The sequence below is a fragment of the Streptomyces ortus genome (assembly GCF_026341275.1).
Taxonomy (GTDB): domain Bacteria; phylum Actinomycetota; class Actinomycetes; order Streptomycetales; family Streptomycetaceae; genus Streptomyces; species Streptomyces ortus.
Genome location: NZ_JAIFZO010000002.1, coordinates 7,972,457 through 7,993,892 on the forward strand (window position 1 = coordinate 7,972,457; position 21,436 = coordinate 7,993,892).

Annotated in this window: 23 protein-coding genes and 1 riboswitch; of the genes, 19 read left to right on the top strand and 4 right to left on the bottom strand. The window is 70.6% G+C overall.

Going from position 1 to position 21,436, the window contains the following annotated elements; all coding sequences use genetic code 11:
- Nucleotides 1–92: 92 nt before the first annotated feature.
- Both bdeA and K3769_RS37925 read right to left on the bottom strand, forming a co-directional pair.
- Nucleotides 93–1,055 carry a bis(hydroxyethyl) terephthalate hydrolase gene (gene bdeA, locus K3769_RS37920; RefSeq protein ID WP_435369369.1) on the bottom strand — a complete coding sequence of 321 codons (963 nt, stop codon included), beginning with the start codon at nt 1,053–1,055 and terminating at the stop codon, nt 93–95.
- 205 nt (nt 1,056–1,260) lie between these two features.
- On the bottom strand, nt 1,261–1,635 hold the full coding sequence (locus K3769_RS37925; RefSeq protein WP_267031721.1) for an ATP-binding protein: 375 nt from the start codon (nt 1,633–1,635) through the stop codon (nt 1,261–1,263).
- 237 nt (nt 1,636–1,872) lie between these two features.
- Between K3769_RS37925 and K3769_RS37930 the strand changes: the two genes are divergently transcribed.
- From K3769_RS37930 to K3769_RS37970, 9 genes are all read left to right on the top strand, one after another.
- On the top strand, nt 1,873–2,238 hold the full coding sequence (locus K3769_RS37930; protein ID WP_267030744.1) for an STAS domain-containing protein: 366 nt from the start codon (nt 1,873–1,875) through the stop codon (nt 2,236–2,238).
- 141 nt (nt 2,239–2,379) lie between these two features.
- Entirely contained in the window at nt 2,380–3,231 is an 852-nt protein-coding gene (locus tag K3769_RS37935) for an STAS domain-containing protein (RefSeq protein ID WP_267030745.1), read from the top strand.
- A complete protein-coding gene (locus tag K3769_RS37940) occupies nt 3,228–3,599 on the top strand; it encodes an STAS domain-containing protein (protein WP_267030746.1) in 372 nt (123 codons plus the stop codon). The genes K3769_RS37935 and K3769_RS37940 overlap by 4 nt, the downstream gene beginning before the upstream one ends.
- Complete coding sequence (locus K3769_RS37945; RefSeq protein WP_267030747.1) at nt 3,596–4,018, top strand: anti-sigma regulatory factor; 423 nt, start codon at nt 3,596–3,598, stop codon at nt 4,016–4,018. Before K3769_RS37940 ends, K3769_RS37945 begins: the two co-directional genes overlap by 4 nt.
- Nucleotides 4,006–5,070 (top strand): ATP-binding SpoIIE family protein phosphatase, encoded by a 1,065-nt coding sequence (locus K3769_RS37950; protein ID WP_267030748.1) that lies wholly within the window; start codon nt 4,006–4,008, stop codon nt 5,068–5,070. The genes K3769_RS37945 and K3769_RS37950 overlap by 13 nt, the downstream gene beginning before the upstream one ends.
- Nucleotides 5,071–5,085: 15 nt before the next feature.
- Nucleotides 5,086–6,540: a sensor histidine kinase gene (locus tag K3769_RS37955; protein ID WP_267030749.1), complete on the top strand. Its 1,455-nt coding sequence runs from the start codon at nt 5,086–5,088 to the stop codon at nt 6,538–6,540.
- Complete coding sequence (locus K3769_RS37960; protein WP_267030750.1) at nt 6,537–8,141, top strand: fused response regulator/phosphatase; 1,605 nt, start codon at nt 6,537–6,539, stop codon at nt 8,139–8,141. Before K3769_RS37955 ends, K3769_RS37960 begins: the two co-directional genes overlap by 4 nt.
- Before the next feature lie 61 nt (nt 8,142–8,202).
- Nucleotides 8,203–9,489, top strand: a complete 1,287-nt coding sequence (locus tag K3769_RS37965; RefSeq protein ID WP_267030751.1) for a sensor histidine kinase — start codon at nt 8,203–8,205, stop codon at nt 9,487–9,489.
- Entirely contained in the window at nt 9,486–10,178 is a 693-nt protein-coding gene (locus tag K3769_RS37970) for a response regulator (protein ID WP_267030752.1), read from the top strand. The genes K3769_RS37965 and K3769_RS37970 overlap by 4 nt, the downstream gene beginning before the upstream one ends.
- A gap of 28 nt (nt 10,179–10,206) precedes the next feature.
- On the opposite strand, the gene K3769_RS37975 is transcribed toward K3769_RS37970, so the two are convergent.
- Nucleotides 10,207–10,830, bottom strand: coding sequence for a flavodoxin family protein (locus K3769_RS37975; RefSeq protein WP_267030753.1), 624 nt, complete (start codon nt 10,828–10,830; stop codon nt 10,207–10,209).
- A gap of 153 nt (nt 10,831–10,983) precedes the next feature.
- Between K3769_RS37975 and K3769_RS37980 the strand changes: the two genes are divergently transcribed.
- The 5 genes from K3769_RS37980 (at nt 10,984) to K3769_RS38000 (ending at nt 14,300) form a co-directional block, all read left to right on the top strand.
- Complete coding sequence (locus K3769_RS37980) at nt 10,984–11,145, top strand: DUF5670 family protein (RefSeq protein ID WP_267031722.1); 162 nt, start codon at nt 10,984–10,986, stop codon at nt 11,143–11,145.
- A gap of 209 nt (nt 11,146–11,354) precedes the next feature.
- Complete coding sequence (locus tag K3769_RS37985) at nt 11,355–11,711, top strand: ribosome maturation factor RimM (protein ID WP_267030754.1); 357 nt, start codon at nt 11,355–11,357, stop codon at nt 11,709–11,711.
- A gap of 191 nt (nt 11,712–11,902) precedes the next feature.
- Nucleotides 11,903–13,051 (top strand): enoyl-CoA hydratase/isomerase family protein, encoded by a 1,149-nt coding sequence (locus tag K3769_RS37990; RefSeq protein WP_267030755.1) that lies wholly within the window; start codon nt 11,903–11,905, stop codon nt 13,049–13,051.
- A gap of 87 nt (nt 13,052–13,138) precedes the next feature.
- Nucleotides 13,139–13,268: riboswitch (cobalamin riboswitch) on the top strand.
- Nucleotides 13,269–13,304: 36 nt separating this feature from the next.
- Entirely contained in the window at nt 13,305–13,523 is a 219-nt protein-coding gene (locus K3769_RS37995; RefSeq protein ID WP_267030756.1) for a CbtB domain-containing protein, read from the top strand.
- A gap of 18 nt (nt 13,524–13,541) precedes the next feature.
- Nucleotides 13,542–14,300, top strand: coding sequence for a CbtA family protein (locus K3769_RS38000; RefSeq protein WP_267030757.1), 759 nt, complete (start codon nt 13,542–13,544; stop codon nt 14,298–14,300).
- Nucleotides 14,301–14,335: 35 nt separating this feature from the next.
- On the opposite strand, the gene K3769_RS38005 is transcribed toward K3769_RS38000, so the two are convergent.
- On the bottom strand, nt 14,336–14,923 hold the full coding sequence (locus K3769_RS38005) for a histidine phosphatase family protein (RefSeq protein ID WP_267030758.1): 588 nt from the start codon (nt 14,921–14,923) through the stop codon (nt 14,336–14,338).
- A gap of 329 nt (nt 14,924–15,252) precedes the next feature.
- On the opposite strand from K3769_RS38005, the gene K3769_RS38010 reads away from it, so the two are divergent.
- The 5 genes from K3769_RS38010 to K3769_RS38030 all read left to right on the top strand — a co-directional run bounded on the left by K3769_RS38010 (nt 15,253) and on the right by K3769_RS38030 (nt 21,412).
- Nucleotides 15,253–16,338, top strand: a complete 1,086-nt coding sequence (locus K3769_RS38010; protein WP_267030759.1) for a LacI family DNA-binding transcriptional regulator — start codon at nt 15,253–15,255, stop codon at nt 16,336–16,338.
- A 538-nt stretch (nt 16,339–16,876) separates the two neighbouring features.
- Nucleotides 16,877–18,121 (top strand): sugar ABC transporter substrate-binding protein, encoded by a 1,245-nt coding sequence (locus K3769_RS38015; protein ID WP_267030760.1) that lies wholly within the window; start codon nt 16,877–16,879, stop codon nt 18,119–18,121.
- 25 nt (nt 18,122–18,146) lie between these two features.
- Nucleotides 18,147–19,127, top strand: a complete 981-nt coding sequence (locus tag K3769_RS38020; protein WP_267030761.1) for a carbohydrate ABC transporter permease — start codon at nt 18,147–18,149, stop codon at nt 19,125–19,127.
- Complete coding sequence (locus tag K3769_RS38025; RefSeq protein ID WP_267030762.1) at nt 19,124–20,020, top strand: carbohydrate ABC transporter permease; 897 nt, start codon at nt 19,124–19,126, stop codon at nt 20,018–20,020. The genes K3769_RS38020 and K3769_RS38025 overlap by 4 nt, the downstream gene beginning before the upstream one ends.
- A 189-nt stretch (nt 20,021–20,209) precedes the next feature.
- A complete protein-coding gene (locus K3769_RS38030; protein ID WP_267030763.1) occupies nt 20,210–21,412 on the top strand; it encodes a glycoside hydrolase family 1 protein in 1,203 nt (400 codons plus the stop codon).
- Nucleotides 21,413–21,436: the final 24 nt, after the last annotated feature.

Below are 21,436 nucleotides of genomic sequence, written 5' to 3' on the forward strand. Positions count from 1 at the left end.
GCGCCCCCGCGGATCTGTGCACCCGCACAGCGCCGATGGGCGGTCGCGTTCCCCACACGACCGCCCACCGGCTGCTTATCGGGATGCCGGCCTCAGGAGTTGTGCGGGCAGTTACCCCGGTACTCCTCGATGGTCAGGCTCGGCCGTGGCAGCGGGCAGAGGAACTGCTCGTAGCGGGTGTCGTTGTCCACGAACCGCTTGAGCCAGGAAATGCTGTACTTCGCGATCGTCGTGTCGGACGAGTTCGGTGTGAAGTGCGTCGCGCCGTTGAGCTCCAGGTACGCCTTGTCGGTGGACGACGGCAGGCTTCCGTAGAACGGCTCCGCGTGCGTGGCGACGGGTGCGATCGTGTCGCCGTCCGCGCCGAAGATCAGAGTGGGTGTGCTGATCTCGGGCCAGGACTTGTCGAGGTTCCACGGGGTCAGCGGAATGGCCGCCTGGAGGGACGGGCGGGACTTGGCCGCTTCGAGGCTGCCGCCGCCGCCCATCGAGTGCCCCGCCACCGCGAGCCGGCTGCTGTCGATCCGGGTGCGTACGCTGCTGCGCTCGGTGAGGTAGTCCAGCGCGGCCAGCAGCTGCCGGCCCCGCGAGTCGGGCTGGTCCAGGGTCGTCAGGGTGTCGATGGTGAGGACGACGAAGCCCTGGGACGCCAGCCGTGGCCCCAGCCACGCGATCGAGGACTCGTACGCCGTGTACCCGGGGGAGATCACCACCGCGCCGAACGTCCCGTCGGCGGTGCTCGTCGGGTAGTAGACGGTTCCGCCGCCGAAGCCGGTGACCGACAGCGAGGAGACCGACGTCTGGGACACGCCGTACGAACCGCGTGCCGCCTCGATGCTCGACGTGGTGGGGGCGGGGCCGCGCTCGTAGGGGTTGTCCGCCGCCTGCGCCCCCGGGGCGGCCAGGGAGCTGAGGCCCACGACGGCGGTCAGCGCGGTGAGCGCACCGGTGATCCGCTTCGCGATCCGTCCTCCGCGGTCGCGCGGGCCTGGCTCGGCGGACGCGTGCGGGACCGTCCCGGGGGTGGATGAGCTGTTCTGCGAGTGCTGCTGCACGACGAAGTCGTCCTCTCGGCCGTGACGAACCGTCGTACCGGAGGGGGTGACACGACAGCAGCCGTGTCCCCGCTTCCGGCAGCTCTGCCGACGGCGCCGACCGGTGGCCGGCCGTGCCACTGTCGAACCGGGAGGAGGGTGCGGCCATCGGCAATATCACCGGTCTTCAACAAAACCCGGCGTCGTCAGGCTCTGAGGAAGCGGTTCAGGGGGCCAGGGTGATGGACGCGGTGACGCGTTTGCCGGCCGGTTCGAGGTCCACCCGGAAATCCTCGGCGACGGCCATCACGATCTCCAGGCCGTGCTGGCCGACTCTGCTCGGGTCGACGGGGCGGGCCTCGGGCCGCACGCCGACGCTGTCGTGCACGCACACCACCACCACGGCGTCGGTGATGCGCAGGTCCAGCAGCAGGTGGCCGGGGGCGTATTTGTGGGCGTTGGTGACCAGCTCGCTGACGACCAGCTGGGTCAGGTCCGTCGCGCGCGCGGAGACGGGCACCCCGTGGCCCGTCCTGGCGCGGGCCAGGAAGTCGGCCGCGAAGCGTCGCGCTTCGGCGATGCAGGCGCCGCCTCCGTTCATGGAGACGGTGGCGGCTATGGCAGGGGCTTCCGACGGACCCGCGCCGCCTCTCCCGACTGACTCCACTTTTTGTCCACCTTCGTTCCCGTTGTCCGTTCGCGGCTACCCTGTTTGGCGTGACACATGCCGCTTCCGCTTCGATCGATCACGCGTTCGAGCATGGTGGTCCGTGTCATCGGGGCAGGCTTCAGGCGCGAGCTTTTGGCCTGAGCCGCATCGGCAAACCGAGTCGAGGACATGGTGACAGACACATTTCCCACCCAGTCCGGCCATCTGTCGGTGACCCGGTCCGACGTGGGCGGCATCCTCGTCGTGAGCCTGTGCGGTGAACTGGACCGTGCCGCCCGGGACGCGGTCGGCGACGCCCTGCACCCACCGGCCGGCGCCGAGCGCCCCCGGACCGTCGCGGACCTCACCGGCGTGACCTTCATGGACTCCAGCGGCATCAATCTGCTCATCGCCGCCCATCGTGCGGCCCACGAGGCCCAGGGGTGGCTGCGCGTGGCAGGGGCCCAGCAGTCGGTGCTGCGGGTGATCGAGCTCGTCGGAGTAGACGCCCTCATCCCGTGCAGTCCCACCGTGCGCCAGGCGCTGGCGGGCTGACCTGCGGGGAGCGGGTGGGCGTTGGCACGGCGGACGCCCCTCCCCGGCCGTCCACAGGTCGCGCCGGACCGTCGTGGCACGTGACGTAGGCTTCGCAGGTCGTCCCTGACACGTAAATATGAACATTGAAGGAGCGCCGGAATGGCGAAGCGAGACAGCGCTGCGGACCTGGTAGGGCTCTTGTCGGTCGAGGGTCAGGACCTGGCTGCGGCGTGGGTGCGGGAGGTGTCTGGGTCGCAGAGCGGGCGGATCAGCGCCGCCGAACTCGACCGCGAGCTGCGGGAGCTGTTCGACGCCCTGGTGGACGCGTTGCGGCAGGGAGCCGCCGACGTCCACTCGGAACAGATGTCCGAAGTCCGTGCCCTGCTGACGGAGCTGTCGAGGAACAGGGCCCGTCAGGGGTTCTCGCCGACCGAGACCGCGATCAGTGTCTTCGCCCTGAAGCGGGTCCTGGAACCGGTCCTGTCCGACGGCACCGCCGAGCAGATCCGCGCCTACCTGCAGTTCAACGCCCTCCTCGACGGCATGGGCCTTTTCGTGATCGAGACCTACACGCAGACCCGGGACGAGATCATCACTTCGCAGGCGGAGCAGCTCCTGGAGCTGTCCACGCCGGTGGTGCGGCTGTGGGACGGCGTCATCGCCGTGCCGCTGGTCGGCACGCTGGACTCGGCGCGCACCCAGGTCGTGATGGAGAAGCTGCTGCAGGCCCTCGTCGACACGGGCTCGGAGCAGGCGATCATCGACATCACGGGCGTGCCCGCGGTGGACACCCAGGTCGCCCAACACCTGCTCAAGACCATCGTCGCCGCCCGGCTCATGGGCGCCGAGTGCACCGTGTCCGGCATCAGCCCGCAGATCGCGCAGACCATCGTCGCGCTGGGCATCGAGTTCGACGACATCGTGACGAAGGCCAGCCTCGCCGACGCACTCAAGCTCGCACTGCGCCGCTCCGGCGTCGACGTGGTCGTCCACCAGGGCGTGCAGCGATGAGCGAGCGCATCCCGATCCTGCGGATCGGCGACACCCTGCTGGTGTCCGTCCAGTTCGATCTGGAGGACCAGATGGTGCTGAACCTCCAGGAGGACCTGGCCGACGCGATCGTGGCCAAGTCGGCCCGGGGCGTCATCATCGACATCACCGCCCTGGAGATCGTCGACTCCTTCGTGGGGCGCATGCTCGCGACGGTCGCCGCCATCTCGCGCGTGCTCGACGCCAGGACGGTGGTCGTGGGCATGCGCCCCGCCGTGGCCATCACCCTGGTCGAGCTGGGTCTCTCCCTGGGCGGCGTCGACACCGCCCTGGACTTGGAGAAGGGGCTGGCGAAGCTGCGGCAGCCCACCAGTTCGGTCTTGCGGTGACCGCGCCCTGGACCGTGGGGGAGACGCCGCAGACGTACCCCATCGCGCGCAGCGGCGACCTCGTGCACATCCGGCAGGCCATCCGCACCCTGTCCCAGCAGTGCAAGCTGTCCCTGGTCGACCAGACCAAGATGATCACCGCGGCGAGTGAGCTCGCCCGCAACACCCTCATCTACGGAGGCGGGGGCTCGGTCAGGTCCGGACTGGTCAGCGCGAACGGCAAGCGGGGCGTGGCCGCCGTCTTCGAGGACTCCGGCCCCGGTATAGCCGACGTCGAGCAGGCCATGACGGACGGCTGGACGTCCGGCGGCGGGCTGGGCCTCGGCCTCAGTGGTGCCCGGCGCCTCGTCGACGACTTCGAACTGGTCACCGCGCCGGGCGAGGGAACGACCGTCACCATCATCAAGTGGGTGCGGTGAACGCCGCGGCACCGACCGGCGAGGACATCGCCTGGTTCAGGGACGGCGTCTCCCTGGCGGTGACCGCCAGGGGAGCGGCCTCGACCCTGGCCAGGCGCGTCGGACTGAGCAGCCACCGGTCCGCCGAGGTCGCCCTCGCCGTCACCGAGGCGGCCACCAACATCCAGCGGCACGCCGACGACGGCGCGCTGCTGCTGCGCGTGGTGCGGGCCGGGGACCAGGCCGGAGTGGAGTTCCTGACCGTCGACTCGGGGCCCGGAATGACGGACGTTCCCGCCGCGCTCGCCGACGGAACGTCCAGTGCGGGCACGCTGGGTATCGGCCTGGGCGCGGTCTCGCGTCTCGCGGACCAGTTCGACCTGCACTCCGTGCCGGGCCGCGGCACGGTCATGGCCGCCCGGTTCTGGCCGCGCACCGCGGGCGCCCCGGCCGTCGTCACCTCCCCGGAGCTGTCCACCGTCGGCGGGGTGACCCGCCCCATCAGCGGCGAGACCGCGTGCGGTGACGCGTGGGCCGTCCGTACGGACGACCGCGACGGCGCCGGGGACCGCCCGGCGATCCTGGTCATGCTCTGCGACGGTCTGGGCCACGGCCCTCTCGCGGCGCGCGCGAGCCAGGCCGCGGTGAGGGCGTTCCACGAGACACGCGATCTCAGTCCCGCGGGCGCCCTCGGCGCGGTGCACCTCGCCCTGCGGGGGACCCGCGGTGGCGCGGTCGCCGTGGCCCGGATCGAGCCGGCCGCCGGCCGCCTGCTGTACTGCGGAATCGGCAACGTCAGCGGCTTCCTCGTGGGCGACGGTGCTCGCAGGGCCCTGCTGTCGGCACCCGGCATCGTCGGTGCGCACATGAGGCGGCTGCGGACCTTCGAGGAACCGCTCCCGGCCCACGGCGCTCTGGTGATGCACTCCGACGGGCTGACCGAACGCTGGGACCATGCGGCCCTGCCCGGCCTGCTGCACCACACGCCGCTCGTCATGGCCGGTCAGCTGCTGCGGGAGGCGGGAGGGCGGCGGGACGACGCCGGCGTCGTCGTGATCAAGGGGGCATGGTGAGCGGCGAGGGACGGGATGAGCGTGGTGTCTGACCCGGGCCCCCGCGACGACGTTCCCCGCCACGACAACTCGTCCGCCGTCGGCCCGGCCCGCACGGTGGCGCCCTTCGCCCTGTCCTCGTCCCAGGACGTTTTCGGACTGCGGCGTACCGCGCAACAGGTGGGAGCGGCCCTGTCGCTGGAGCGGCAGGACCAGGTCCGGCTGGCGACCGCGCTGAGCGAACTGGGCCGGGACCGGCTCGGCTGTGGCGGGCTGGAGGTCTCCTTCGGTCTCGTGCCAGCGGGCCGGCCGACGACCCTGCTCGTCACGTTCGTATGGGAGGACGGACCACCCGCGGCGCAGGAGACGCTCGACCTGGCGGCGAAGCTCGTGGGGATCGAGTACGAGACCGGCCCGGCAGGCGGCCGCATCGCCGTGAGCCAGCCGCTCCCGCCGGAGACCGGCAGCGCGGCGCAGCAGCACGCCCGGCTGGCGGAGGTCCTCAAGGCCACTTCCCGCTCGACCGAGGCGGACGACCTCCGCGCCCAGACGCGCGACCTGATCGCCACCCTGGAGGAGACCCGCGCCCAGCGGGAGGAGCTGCGCCATCTCAACGAAGAGCTGGAGGAGACCAACCGGGGTGTCCTCGCGCTGTACACCGAGCTGACCCAGGAGCTGGAGACCACCAACAGCGGTGTTCTCGCGCTGCACACCGAACTGGAGGACAAGCGGCACCAGCTGCAGGAGGCCAGCGAGGCCAAGACCCGCTTCTGGACGAACATCAGCCACGAACTGCGCACCCCGGTCAACTCCGTGGTCGCCCTCTCCACGCTGCTGCTGGCCCCCAGTTCCCCCGCCCTCACCGTCGAGCAGCGGGAACAGGTCGAACTCATCGGCTCGGCCGGCCATACGCTGCTGTCCCTCGTGAGCGACCTGCTGGACGTGGCCAAGGCCGAGGCCGGCCACCTGGAGATCCATCCGGAACCAGTGGATCTGCGTCTGCTGGTCGCCCACCTCAGGGGCCTCATCCTGAGCGGCCATGGACACGAACGGGTGACTCTCGTCACGCCCCTTGCCGAGGAGCAGCCGCGCCTGGTGACGGACGAGACGCTGCTGGTCCGCATCCTGCGCAACCTCTGCGCCAACGCGCTGAAGTTCACCGAGCGCGGCGAGGTGCGTCTGGAGATCGACGTCGATCCCGAACCTTCGAGCCCCGGTGTGCTGTTCACCGTCACGGACACCGGGATCGGCATCCCGCCCGAGGAACTCGACCGGGTCTTCGAGGTCTTCTACCAGGTCCGCGGCCCCCACCAGAGCGGCGGGCTCGGCACCGGCCTCGGCCTGCCCTACGCCCGTACGCTCGCCGAACTGCTCGGTGGCACCCTGACCCTCACCAGTACGGTGGGCGTCGGCACCAAGGTGGAGGTCCGCCTCCCGGATCTCGGCCATGAGTACACGCAGCCAGCGCAGAACCGAAAGGGCGGGCCGTGACCGACAGCGCCCAGGAGCGTCTGCCCGCGACCGTCCTGGTGGTCGACGACAACGAGACGAACCGCTACGTCCTCACCAGCTGGCTGCAGCGCGCGGGACACTCCGTCATCGGCGTCAGCACGGGCGAGCAGGGCCTCGATCAGCTGCACAACGGGCCGGGCGCGCTTCCGGACATCGCGATCATCGACGTCCGGCTGCCCGACATGAGCGGGTTCGAGGTCAGCGAACGGGTCAAGAACAGCCCGCTGACCGCCCATCTGCCGATCATCCAGATCTCCGCCGCCGCCATCACCCCCGACGATCACGCGGAAGGGCTGAGGCGGGGAGCGGACGCCTATCTCGACCAACCCATCGACCCCGGCGAGCTCCTCGCCACCGTCTCCGCCACCCTGCGGTACGCCAGAGCCCGGCAGCGCGCCGAGAAGCTCGCGCACCGCCTCATAGCGCTGAACCAGGCGACGCTGGACGTCTACAGCGCCGTCGGCTTCCACTCCTTCGCGTCGGCGGCCACCGGCGGCGCGGCAGCGGTCCTGGACAGCCCGGCCAGCGCGGTGTTCCTCTCACCTCAGACGCAGGCCGTGCACAGCATGACCGACGACGCACAGTCCACCGTACGGATCCATCCCGCACACCCCGCCCTCCTGAAGCAGCTCGCGGCCCACGGCCTGAGCCAGGACACCGGCGTCACGATCGTCCGTCTCCCGCAGGGGCAGTGGCAGGCCATGCTGCCGGACGACCACCTCTGCGGGGACATCGCGCTCGCGGTGGCCCGCACCAAACGCGGTCGGCCCCCCGTCTGCCTGGCCGTACCGGTCACCGCCCTGCGCAGCGCCGACGACGAGCAGCTCCTGCAGCAACTCGCCAACGCCGGCGCACTCGCCCTCGAAGCCCTGCGGACCTACAACGAGGAACACGCCCTGGGCCTGGCCCTGCAACGCTCCTTCCTCCCCAAGGAACTGCCGACCGTCCCGGGCGTCCAGCTGGCCTTCCGCTACCTCCCCGCCTCCGAACACGCGGAGATCGGGGGAGACTTCTACGAAGCGGTGCGGACGGTCAACGGCCTGCTGCTCGCCATCGGAGACGTCGTCGGACACTCGGTGACGGCCGCGACCGTCATGGGCGAGGTACGCCACGCACTGCGCGCCTACGCCGTCGAAGGGCACGCTCCGCACCAGATTCTGAACCGGCTGGAGACGCTCCTCGGCCAGTCCCAGCCCGGCATCACCGTCACCCTGTGCCTCGTCCTGGTCGAGCCGGACGAACGCCGCCTGCACATCGCCAACGCGGGCCACCTCCCGCCGCTGTTGATCGACCCGGAGAAGGGGCCGCGGTTCCACGAACCCCACGGTCCGCTGATCGGCCTGGGTCTCCCGCATCCGCCGCCCACCGTGGTGGAGGCCCCGCCCGGCACCCGGCTGCTCATGGTGACGGACGGCCTCGTCGAGGTACGGACCTCCCATCTGGACGCCACCCTCGCCGAGTTCCGCGAGACCGTGGCCGACGGGCCGGCCGACCTGGAGGAGATGTGCGACCTGCTCCTCGCACGCTTCGGACAGAACAAGGACGACGACATCGCCCTGATCACCGCACTGTTCGCATAGGAGCCCGTGCCATGCCCCCGGCCGGATCGTCCGGGGTCCGGCAGGGGGCTAGGCTCTGCCTGTGCTCGGATCAGCGGGGTCGGACCTGAGGCTGAACACGCCCGTGTTCGCGGCCCGTTGGCGTGCGCTGGGCGTGGTGAGCCGGGACGCGGTGTGCACCGCACTGCTGGCCCCGCTGGTGTTCGCGCCGGTGACGGCCCCGATCGGCGCCCAGTTCGGCGACCTGCCGGAACGCTCCCTCGGACTGCCGGGGGTCCTGGTGACGGCCGCTCTCTGGCTGCCGCTGGTGCTGCGGCGCAGCCGGCCCGTCGGGTGCCTCGCGCTGATCGCGGGCGCGTTCGCGGTCCATGAACTCGTCGGCTATCCGCAGACCTGCGCGAGTCTGGGCCTCTACCTCGCGCTGTACAGCCTGGGAGCCCACGGGGACCGCGTCGGCGGCCCGCGCCGCGTTCTCGCGGTCGCCGTCGCGGTCGTGGCGTTCACGCTGTTCGCGGCCGGGCTGCACCACAGAGGGTCGCCCCAGCAGGTTTCCGACTACGTCCTGATGTTCCTGATCCTGGTGGTGTGCTGGGCCGTCGGCACAGCGGTACGGGCCCGTCAGGACGGTGAGGCGGAACGGCGCCGGCTCAGCGTCGAGGCGGCGACCGCACGCGAACGGGCCCGCATAGCAAGGGAGTTGCACGATGTGGTGACCCACCATGTGACCGCCATGGTGGTCCAGGCGGACGCCGCCCAGTTCCTGCTCGACGACGCACCCGCGCGGGTGGGGACCGGACTCGAAGCGATCAGCGACTCCGGGCGGCGGGCCCTGAGAGACCTGCAGCATCTGCTGGGCGTACTGAAGGCGTCCGCCGGCACCGAAGGCGCTTCGTCCGCACCGGACCGTACCCCGGCGCCGGGCGGGCTGAGCGAGCTGGTCGAGCAGACCAGGGCCGCCGGACAGCCGGTGGAACTGGCGGAGCGGGGCGAGCGGCAGGAACTGGCCGCCGCGGTGGAACTGGCCGCGTACCGCGTGGTGCAGGAGGCGCTGACCAACGCGCTCAAACACGCCCCGGGCCACCGGACGCTCGTCCAGGTGCACTACGGCCGCACGGACGTGGAGGTCGAGGTGACCACCGAGGGAGCGCCCGCCACCGCGCCCGCCACGGAGGCTGCCACCCCTCCCGGTCAGCGGCGCGGACCGCTGGGCCGTGGCGGCGGGCACGGCCTGATCGGGCTGCGCGAAAGGGTCAGTGTGTTCGGCGGTGACCTGTCCGCCGGCGACCGCCCGGACGGCGGCTTCAGCGTCCGCGCGCGCATACCGTCCGCCGGGCACGGCGAAACCGCGGCAGGCGGGGGAGAGGTATGACCGGCCCGGAAGCCCCGGCGCCGATCAGGGTGCTGGTCTGTGACGACCAGGAACTCGTACGGACCGGGTACGTCACCATCTTCACCGCGCAGCCGGACATCGAGGTCGTGGGAGAGGCCGGAGACGGCCGCACGGCGGTGGAGAGCGCGCGACGGTTGCGCCCGGACGTGGTGGTGATGGACATCCGCATGCCCCTGCTCGACGGCATCGAGGCGACCCGGCTGCTCGCCGGCCCCGGCGTCGTCGATCCGATGCGGGTCCTGGTGGTCACCACCTTCAACCTCGACGAGTACGTGTACGAGGCACTGCGGGCCGGGGCGAGCGGCTTCCTGCTAAAGGACTCACCCCCGCGCGAGCTGGTGCACGGTGTGCGGACGGTCGACGCGGGGGAGTCGCTGCTGGCACCCGCCGTCACCCGGCAACTCGTCGGCAGGTTCGCCGACCGGCTCCGCCGACCCCAACGGCACCCCGCCGCACCGGCGTTGGCCGCTCTGGCGCCGCGGGAGACGGAGGTGCTGAAGCTGATCGCCGAGGGCCTGTCCAACACCGAGATCGCCGACCGGCTGGTCATCAGCCGCGAGACCGTCAAGACGTACGTGTCCCGCATCCTGACCAAACTCGATCTGCGGGACCGGGTCCAGGCGGTCGTGCTGGCCCACCGGGTGGGCCTGGTCGGCGCCCACGACTGAGAGCCTGAGCTCTGAACGCGGACTCCGGTCAGCTCGACGGATACGGGGACCCCTTGAGCTGGCGGGCCAGATGGGCCGTGTTGGCCGCCAGGGTCGCCGTCGTGGCGGAGGTGGTCTCGGGAGTCTTGTCGAGGTCCTGGTAGTCGGCGCCCTGCATGGCTTCACCGACCCAGTAGGTGACCGCGTTCGGAGCCAGGGAGAACCCGACGTCGTTGAGCCCCTGGAAGAGGTCGGCGCTCACCTTGTGAGCCCCGTCCTCGTTGCCGACGACACACACCGCGGCGACCTTCCCGTAGGTGAGCATCCGCCCCTCGTCGTCCGTCTCGGAGATCTCCGCGTCCAGCCGCTCCATGACGCGCTGGGCGAGGCTGGACGGATGGCCCAGCCAGATCGGCGTGGACAGGACGAGGATGTCGGCGTCGAGGACCGCGTCCCGGATCGCCGGCCAGGCGTCGCCGTCCCCCATGTCTGTCTCCACTCCGGGGCGGACGTCGTGATCGGCGATCCGGATCACCTTGCCGGTGACACCGTGCTCGCCCAGTGCCGTCATGGTCTGCTCGGCCAGCAGCTGTGAACTGGAGGCGGCGGGCGACGGCGACAGGGTGCAGACGAGTGCGACAGCGCGCAGAGGGGTCGTTCCTGTGGTGGTCATGGCGCAGGAGTACCCCTCGCCGCGATCGCGTACCCAAGTTCACCGGAGAGGCGGATGCCCGGCGGTGTGCCGGAGGTGGAATGTGCGCGTCCCGTGAATCGGTGTGCGTGAATGGAGATCATCCGGGCACTCGGTGCTCCGGAGGTTGAAAAAATGGTTCCCCTGCTACTTGTTCTTCTGCTGGCCCTGATCCTCTTCGCCGCGGGTTTCGCGCTGAAAATCCTGTGGTGGATCGCGATCGTCGTTCTGGTCCTGTGGCTGATCGGCTTCGTCGCCCGCCCGAAGCGCGGGAGTGGCCGCTGGTACCGCTGGTAGCCGACTGCGTCGGCCCAGTTCAGGCAGTGCCTGTCCGCTCCGGCGAGGCGGAGACGAACTCGGCCGGAATTAAGGTGCGTGAAGGCCCGGACCATGGGCACCCGCCGCAAGGACGGCGATTACGGAAATCACCGTGCACGACGTACGGAAAAAGAGAGGGCCGGTGGGGATCCCCGCTGTCCTCTGTTTACCGGAGGAGTTGTTTTCGCGTGACTGAAAATGTATGGGGTTACAAGTCGACCGCGGGTCGTCTGGCGGGTGTGGACCTTACGGGTTACAAGGTCGAGGCCACGGACGGCAATATCGGCAAGGTCGACAAGCACTCCGACGAGGTCGGTGACGCCTACCTGGTGGTGGACACCGGTGTGTGGATCTTCGGCAAGGAGGTCCTGCTGCCCGCCAGCACGGTCGTCAGCATCGACCAGGACGAGCAGAAGATCGTGGTCGACCGCACCAAGCAGCAGATCAAGGACGCGCCGGAGTTCGACCGCGACAAGCACCTGGGCGACCAGGGCTACCGCGACGAACTCGGCACGTACTACGGCACGGGCGGCCCGCACGTCTGAGCCGCACCCGTCACGCACGTCACGGCCCCGGGACTCCTCCAGGAGTCCCGGGGCCGTCGCGCTGCCCCGGGCCGCCCGGGCGCACGCGGACTTGAGAAGATCGCTTGCGACCTATGCGCCCCTCGTATCCCGGAAGGAACCGACGAACTCATGCGTGACATCGAGGCCCGCGGCCTGACGCAGGTATGCGGATGACCGGCAGCGAAGACTCGGTCCTGCTGCACACGGCCGGCCGGGCCGCCCACCTCACCCTCAACCGCCCGAGGGCCATCAACGCCCTCACCCACGCCATGGTGCGGCGCGTCGACGAGGCGCTGACCGCGTGGGAGCACGACAGCGCCGTGGAGACGGTCGTCGTCACCGGAGCGGGGGAGCGCGGCCTGTGCGCGGGCGGCGACATCCGCGCCATCCACGACGACGCCCGGGACGGGGACGGCACCGCCTCCGCCGCGTTCTGGCGCGACGAGTACCGCCTCAACGCCCGTATCGCCCGCTGGTCCAAGCCCTACGTCGCCGTCATGGACGGCATCGTCATGGGCGGGGGCGTCGGCATCTCCGCGCACGGCGGCGTCCGGGTCGTCACCGAACGGTCGAGGATCGCCATGCCCGAGACCGGCATCGGCTTCGTGCCCGACGTCGGCGGCACCTACCTGCTCTCCCGCGCTCCGGGCGAACTGGGCACCCGCCTGGCGCTGACGGGTGAGGCGATCGGGGCCGGGGACGCCCTGATGTGCGGGCTCGCCGACCACCACGTACCGTCGGCGTCGCTTCCCGGTCTCCTCGACGACCTCGCCGAGCTGCCAGTCCGGGGAGCGCTCGACCGGCACGCGCGGCCCGCACCGGAGGGGGAGCTGGCCGGGCAGCGGGAGTGGACCGACTCCTGCTTCGCCGCCGGCACGGTCGAGGAGATCGTCCGGCGGCTGCTCGACCACGGTGATCCGGTGGCGAAGGAGACCGCGGAGCTTCTGCTCGCCAAGTCGCCCACCGCGCTGAAGGTCACCCTGACCGCCGTACGCCGCGCCCGGCGCCTCGGTTCGCTGGAGCGCGTGCTGCGGCAGGAGTACCGCGTCTCCTGCGCCGCCCTGACCACGCCCGACCTGGTCGAGGGCATCCGAGCCCAGGTCATCGACAAGGACCGCACCCCCCGCTGGTCGCCGGCCACCCTCGCCGAAGTCACCGACGGCGACGTGGAACGCTTCTTCGAGCCGCTCGGCGAACGCGGCCCGGAGCTGGAACTGGAGACGGGCCCGGAGACAGGACCCGAGGCAGGACCCGAGGCAGGACCCGAGACAGATCCGGAGCTGGGCCCGAGTCGGGGCCTGAGGTGGGGCCTGAGATGAGGTTGGGGCTCTGAGAGGTAAGTGTTCGGTGTGAGCGGGTTCTTGTCGGCCGCCGCTCTTGGGCATGCACCCGTCGAGCGGTAGCGTCTCTCGGATACCGACGACGGCAGCACGGAAGCCGGTGGAAATCCGGCACGGTCGCGCCACTGTGAACGGCGTGACTCCCCCAGGGGAGCACCCCGTGAGTCAGACCCGGGGCCGTCGTCCTGTGCACCACCGAGATGGGACGCGAGTTCCCGGAGGAGGCCCCGCGATGGCGCAGCATGTCGCCCCGCCGAGCACCACCCCTGTCGTGCCCGCCAAGCTGCCGCTGAGGGACATCGCTCCCTGGGCGGTCTTCATCGGCGTCCTGATGCTGCTCCTGCTGTACTTCGTCGGCGCCGAACAGGGCGCCACCTCCGTCGTCTCCGGCGGGGACGTCCACGAATGGGTCCACGACGCACGTCACCTGCTCGGCTTCCCCTGCCACTGACGAGGGGCCCGCGCACCCATGAACTCCGCAACGGTGAGAAACCTTCTCGTGCGGGGCATGCTCGCCGGCCTGGCCGCCGGCGTGCTCGCCCTGGTCGTCGCCTACTTCCTCGGTGAACCGAACGTCGACAGCGCCATCGGCTTCGAGGAGTCCCACGCCGCCGCGCACGAGCACGAGGCCGAACTCGTCTCGCGCAGCCTGCAGTCCACCGCCGGCCTCGCCACCGGCGTACTGGTCTACGGGGTGGCCTTCGGTGGCATCACCGCCCTCGCCTACTGCTTCGCCCTCGGCCGCGTCGGCCCTTTCGGCCCCCGCGCCACGGCGCTGTTGCTCTCGGGGGCCGCGCTGGTCGCCGTCTACGTCGTGCCGTTCCTGAAGTACCCGGCCAACCCGCCCGCGGTCGGTGACCCCGACACCATCGGCAAGCGGACCACCCTCTATCTCCTCATGATGGTGCTGGGCGTACTCCTCGCCGTCGCCGCGGTGATCGTCGGCAAGCGGCTCGCACCGAAACTGGGCACCTGGTACGCCACCGTCGTCGCCGTTCTCGGCTTCGTCGTCCTGATCGGACTGGCGTACGCGTTCCTGCCCGCGGTCAACGAGGTGCCCCGTGACTTCCCGGCCGCCCTGCTGTGGCGGTTCAGGCTCTCCGCCCTCGCCCTGCAGATCACGCTGTGGTCGGCCTTCGGGCTCGTCTTCGGTGCACTGGCCGAACGGCTGCTCCACCCGAAACGCGCCACGGTCGCGGGGGATACGGCGACACCGGCCCCGCACTGACCGGTCGCGCGCCGACCGCTGTTGACCGGCCGCAGTCAGAGGTCCGTGGCCGGGCCGGCGTCCAGTGGCTGCCCGACCCGCAGGTTCCACCGGCCGCCGCGTCCACTGATCGTGGTGGCGGACAGCGGCGGCACGTCGATCCGCCAGAAGGCCGCGGCCGGCGCTGCCAGCACATGGGCCACCACGGCTCGTACGACTTCTGGTTCGACGACGGCGAGCGTACGGCCGTCCGTGGCGGAGGAGGACTCCAGCAGGCGCGCCACCCGGTCGCGGAAGTCCGCCACGGACTCACCGCCGTGCGGCGCGGAGGCCGGATCGGCGAGCCAGCGGGCCACGGCTTCCGGTTCGGCCGCACCGACCTCGGCGAGCGTACGGCCGCGCCAGCGCCCCACGTCCAGTCCCGCCCACTCCGCCGTGTCCACCGCGTCCAGGCCGAGGGCGGCGGCCGTCTCCCGGCAGCGCACCGAGGGAGAGACCACGGCGCGCGTGACCGGTGGGAGCGACGCGCCCACGGCACGGGCGCGGGCAGCCGCGCCGGCGTCGATCGAGGCCCCGTCGTCGAAGCGCGCCGCACGCAGCGACGAACTCGTCGCGGGTGAGACGAAAGTGACGCGGTGGGTCATGGGCCGACTTCCCGCGTCACCTTGCTGACCATGTCCATGCGGACGGATGCTACCGCCGCATCCGCATCCGCATCCGCATCCGCATCCGCATCCGCATACGTATGGAGCTCACCTCGGATCCCGGACCCGGACCCGGACCCGGCATCGGGCAGCGCCCGCGATGTGGCGGCGGAGTTCGCACGGCTCGGCGGGGCCGGTGCGGGCACGCACATGTCCGGCGCCGGGCCCCGGTTGCCTCACCGACCTGCCCGCCTCTAGGGTGAATGCGCTTTCATCGACATACATGCATCACCAGAGACGGGGGCCCGACCCATGAACGGCGCCGCATCGTGAACGCGATTCCCACGGTGTACGACGTGGCCGAACGCGCCGGAGTGTCCATCGCCACGGTGTCCAGGGTGTACCGCAGCCCCGACTCCGTACGCGCCGCCACCCGCGAACGCGTCCTGGCGGCGGCGACCGAGCTGGGATACGTGCCGAGCGGCAACGCCCGTGGCCTCGCCAGCCGTTCCACCGGGGTCCTCGGCCTGTGTTTCCCGGACTACTCCGACCCCGACACGGTCGGCGCCGAGGACGACGACGCCGCGATGCTCTACTCGGACCAGATCATCCGGGGCATGGAACGCGCGGCCCGCCGGCACGGGTACGCGCTGCTGATCGCGGCCTCCCTCGCCGGGGGCCCGGAGAGCCTGGTGGCCCAGGTAGCCGGCCGGGTGGACGGCTTCGCCGTGATGGCGCGCACGGTGCCGACGGAAGAACTCGAAGCGATCTCCCGGCGCCGGCCGGTGGTGATGCTGGCCGGACCCCGCGCACAGGACCCCTCCCTGGACCATCTCGACCACGTCGAGGTCGCCAACGAGGACGGCCAGTACGAGCTGACCCGGCACCTGATCCACGACCACGGGCTGCGCCGCCTCGCCTACGTGGGACTCGTGGACGACTCACCGGATGTCGAGGCGCGGTTCCGGGGCTTCCGCCGGGCCTGCGCCGAGGCGGGAGTCGAGGGCGCCGCCGCACCGGCGCTGCGCATGCCGATGATGACCCAGGCGGAGGGTGCCCGCGCCGCAGGCCTGCTGTGTGAGGGAGACGGCGGTCGGCCCGAGGCGTTCGTGTTCGCCAACGACCAGATGGCGGTGGGCGCGCTCCAGGCACTCGAACGCCGTGGCCTGCGCGTACCCGACGACGTCGTCGTGACCGGCTTCGACGGCATTCCGCTGAGCCGCATGGTGCGCCCCGCGCTGACCACCGTGCGGCAGCCGATGGTGCGCATGGGGGAGGAGGCCGTCGACCTGCTCGTACGACGGCTGGGCGGACAGCCGCCGCGCGAACCCGTCTCCCTGATGCTGCCGGTCGGCGTGGTCCGCCGGGCGAGCTGCGGCTGCGAGGACACGACAGCCATCCCGACGCTCGGCTGACGCCCGCCCGCCCGCCCGACCACGGACCGGGACCACGGAGGGCGTACGCCGACGCAGGCTTCCCCGACGTCCCCGACGTCCGCTGTGGCCGCGCCCGACGACGAAACCATGATCACCGTGGTGCCCATGGGGAGCATGGTGACCGTGGTGACCTTCGTGTACGGGCCCGCCGCACGGTAGCGCCGGCAAAGCCGCACCCCTGCCACCGAGCGCGTCGCGCCCTACCCCGCACCGGCGGCCCGCGTACCCGTGGCCCCCCCCGTAGGCGCGCCTCGTCCACGCGCGCCCTCGTACGCGCCGACCGCGTACCCGCGGAAGCCGCCAGGCCCCACCGCGAACCGCCCCTCGCATGTCCCGCCCGTTACGGGAGTGTGACCAAGTCCCCTCTTGCCAGGCCAGGAACCGCTGCCACAGAGTGATGTATGCGCTTACAGGCAGCGCATACATCGTGAAAGTCCGGTCGTGAGGCCGAGTCACGCACCTCGGTCGTGCACCACAGCCGTCAAGCTCGACCGTGAAGCTCAAGGAGGAGCCGCCCATGAACCGCGCCGTCGCAACCGGGTCGATCGCACTCACCCTGGCGTCCGCGTTCACCCTCACCGCCTGTGGCGGCTCGGGTGGCGCGGGCGTGGCAGCAGACGCCAAGCAGACCCTGACCGTGTGGGCGATGGGCACGGAGGGGGAGAAGCTCGGCGACGTGGCCGAGGAGTACGAGAAGTCCCACTCCAACCTCACGGTCAAGGTCACCCCGATTGGCTGGGACGTGGCCCACCAGAAGCTGGTCGCCGCCGCTGCCGCCGGGAAGCTCCCCGACGTGATGCAGATGGGCGGCAGCTACCTCGGTGAGTTCGCCGACATGGGCGTCCTGGAGCCGGTCGACACCAAGACCATTCACGAGACCGACTACTTCCCCGCCGCCTGGCAGCAGGGTACGTACGACGGCAAGACCTACGGCGCCCCGTGGTACGTCGACACGCGCGTGCTCTTCTACCGCACCGACCTCGCCAAGAAGGCGGGCATCGAGAAGGCCCCGGCCACCATGGCCGAGCTGCGCAGTGCCGCCGAGGCGTACCAGAAGAAGGCCGGCACCAAGTGGGGCCTGTCCATCCAGCCGGGCGGCCTCGACACCGTGCAGAGCTTCTACCAGTTCCTGTACTCCGCCGGCGGCGCCATCATCGACGACGACGGCAAGGCCGCCGTGAACTCCGCCGCGGCGGTCAAGGCACTGGAGAACTACGGCAGCTACTTCGACAAGGGCCTGAGCGAGAAGTCCGTACGCCCCGGCTACGACGTCACCAAGGACTTCAACACCGGCGCCGTACCCATGTTCTTCGGCGGCCCCTGGCTCACGAACCTCATCGACGAGAACTACCCCGACCTCAAGGACAAGTGGGCCGTCGCCCCCGTACCCGCCGACCAGGCGTCCGTGTCCATGGCCGGCGGTTCCAGCCTGGCCATCTCCGCCGACAGCGACCACAAGGCCGCCGCCAAGGAACTGGTCGCCTACCTCACCGGTGCCAAGGGCCAGGCCGACTGGTTCGAGCGCACCAACGACCTGCCCGCCAACACCGAGGCCTGGACGAGCGGCGACCTCGCCGACGACCCGACCATGCAGGTGTGGCGGCAGCAGATGGACACCGCCCGCGCCACCCCCTCCCAGCCCAAGCTGACCGAGATCACCTCCAAGGTGGACACCGCCATCGAGTCGGTCACCCAGGGCAAGTCCTCCGCGAAGGAAGCGCTGGACAAGGCCCAGTCCGAGATCGAAGGCCTCGTGCAGTAGGAGGCCGTAGGAGAGAGTCCCCCTCATGTCCCTCACCACAGGACCGGCCGCCCCGCAGGCGGCGGCCGTCGACAAGAGCCCGCACGGTGGCGGCGGAACCGGTCGCGACCGCCGCGGCAACCGCTCGCTCAGCAAGCACAATCTGACCGGCTGGCTGTTCTCCACCCCGTTCCTGGTGCTGTTCGGCGTCTTCATGCTCTTCCCGATCGTCGCCACGCTCCTGATGAGCTTCACCGATTTCGGGGCCCGCAACGTCACCCGCCCGCTGGAGGCGGAGTTCGTCGGCCTGGACAACTACACCCGGCTGTTCCAGGACGACAAGTTCCTCAAGGCCCTGTTCAACACGGGCTACTTCGTGGTCGTGGGCGTGCCCGCGACCATCGTCCTCGGACTGCTCGCGGCGATCCTGCTGAACAACGGCATCCACCGGGCCCGCACCCTGTTCCGCGTCGGCTTCTACGCACCGGTCGTCACGACCATCGTCGCCGTGGCCGTCGTCTGGCGCTTCGTGCTCGACCCCTCCGACGGACTGATCGTCTCCCTCGCCACCGAAGTGGGCCTGACCGCACCGGACTTCCTCGGCTCGGAGACCTGGGCCATGCCGTCCCTGATCACCATGGCGGTGTGGCGCAACCTGGGCACCGTCATGGTCCTGTGCATCGCCGGCCTCCAGGCCATCCCCGCGGACGTCCGTGAGGCGGCCCGCCTCGACGGCGCCGGAGCCTGGCAGGAACTGCGCGGCATCACCGTCCCCCTGCTGCGACCCACCCTCCTGTACGCCACGGTCATCACCACCATCGGCTACCTCAACGTCTTCGAGGAGCCCTTCGTGATGACCCAGGGCGGCCCTTCCGACTCCACGCTCACCGTGTCGCTCGACATGTACCGCGAGGGCTTCAACTTCTTCCACATGGGCTACGCCAGCGCCATGGCGTACGTCCTGTTCGTCGTGATCATGGGCATCACGGTGCTCCAGCTCCGACTGCTGAAGGACAACACCCGATGACCGCCGAGACCGTCGAGAAGACCCCCGAGGCCCCGGTCCGCCCGGCGCGCCCGGTCCGCCGCCGCACCGGCCGGGGACGGACCCCGCTGCTGTACGTGATCGCCTCGGTCGCCCTGCTGGTGATGGCCGCCCCGTTCCTTTGGATGGCGCTGTCCGCGTTCAAGACGAAGCAGGACCTCACGGCGAACCCGCCCGTCTGGATCCCCTCCCGCTGGACGCTGGACAACTTCACGGCCCTGCTCGACCAGCTCGACATGCCGCAGTACTTCCTGAACTCGCTGATCGTGGCCGTCCTGGTGACCGTCAGCAATCTGCTGTTCTGCTCCATGCTGGGCTATGCGCTGGCCAAGCTCGACTTCACCGGGCGCTCCAAGGTCTTCGCGCTCGTGCTGGCCGCCCTGATGGTCCCCGGCAACCTCATGATCCTGCCGCTGTACGTGCTGATGAACGGCCTCGGCCTCATCGACACATACGCCGGACTGGTGCTGCCCTTCGCGGCGGGTGCGTTCGGGGTGTTCCTCATGCGGCAGTTCATGCAGTCCGTGCCCGACGAACTGCTCGAGGCGGCCCGCCTCGACGGCGCGGGGGAGTGGTACATCTTCTGGCGGATCGTGATCCCGCTGGTCAAGCCCGCCCTCGCGACACTGACGATCTTCACCTTCCTCGGCTCCTGGAACAACTTCATCTGGCCCCTGATCGCCACCAACGACCCGGACAAGTACACGCTGCCGGTGGCGCTCGCGACCTTCGCCAACGATCCCAACCGCACGGTCGGCGGCGGCAACGGCATGCTGATGGCCGGCTCCCTCCTCGTCGTACTCCCGGTCCTGGCCGTCTTCGCCGTCCTGCAACGGCACTTCACCCAGGGCATCGCGACGGCGGGCCTGAAGTAGCCCACCGGGGCCGCCAGGGCCGCCGTGCCCGCCAGGCGCCTCGCCGCCCGGATTCCGCGCACCCCCTTCTCCCGGCTTCCCGCCCCCGCCGGCCGATCGGCCCCTCCGCCGACCCCCGGGCCGGATCGCCGTGCCACCACCGCCCCGGCTCCCACTCCCACCCCCACACCAGAAAGACAGAAACGGACGATGACGCACTCCACCACCCGCTTCCCCGACGGCTTCCTGTGGGGCGCCTCCACCGCCGCCCACCAGATCGAGGGCAACAACGTCAACAGCGACTGGTGGCGCAAGGAGCACGACCCCGCCGCCGGGATCGCCGAGCCCAGCCTGGACGCCTGCGACAGCTATCACCGCTGGGAGCAGGACATGGACCTGCTCGCCGAACTGGGCTTCACCGACTACCGGTTCAGCATCGAGTGGGCCCGCATCGAACCGGTCCGCGGCATCTTCTCCCGCGCCGAGATCGCCCACTACCGCCGCATGGTCGAAGGCGCCCTCGCCCGCGGTCTGCGCCCGATGGTCACCCTGCACCACTTCACCGTCCCGCAGTGGTTCGAGGACTTCGGCGGCTGGACGGCCGACGGCGCCGTCGAACTCTTCGCGCGGTACGTCGAGGAGTGCGCGCCCGTCATCGCCGACGGTGTCCGGCACGTGTGCACCATCAACGAGCCCAACATGATCGCTGTCATGGCCGGCCTCGCGAAGACCGGGAACCAGGGCTTCCCGCCCGCCGGACTGCCGACTCCCGACGAGGAGACCACCCGCGCGGTCATCGCCGCCCACCACGCGGCCGTCAAGGCCGTCCGTGCCGCGCACCCCGACATCCAGGTCGGCTGGACCATCGCCAACCAGGTCTACCAGGCCCTGCCCGGCGCCGAGCAGGTCACCGCCGACTACCGGCACCCCCGCGAGGACGTCTTCATCGAGGCCGCCCGCGGCGACGACTGGATCGGCGTGCAGTCCTACACTCGTACCAAGATCGCTGAGACCGGTCCCGTACCGGCGCCCGACGACGTCGAGCGCACCCTCACGCAGTGGGAGTACTACCCGGCCGCTGTGGGGTACGCCCTGCGCCACACCGCCGAGGTCATCGGCGACGGCACCCCGCTGATCGTCACCGAGAACGGCATCGCCGCCTCGGACGACAGCCGTCGCGTCGACTACTACATCGGCGCCCTCGTCGAGGTCGCCGCCGCGATCGAGGACGGCCTGAACGTGCGGGGCTACCTTGCGTGGAGCGCCCTCGACAACTATGAATGGGGCTCGTTCGAGCCGACCTTCGGACTCATCGCTGTGGACCCGCACACCTTCGAGCGCACGGCCAAGCCGTCCGCCGTATGGCTCGGTGGCCTCGGCCGCGACCGCGTCCTGCCCCGGACCGCGGCCTGACCCCACCCCCAGACCGGGAGTCGG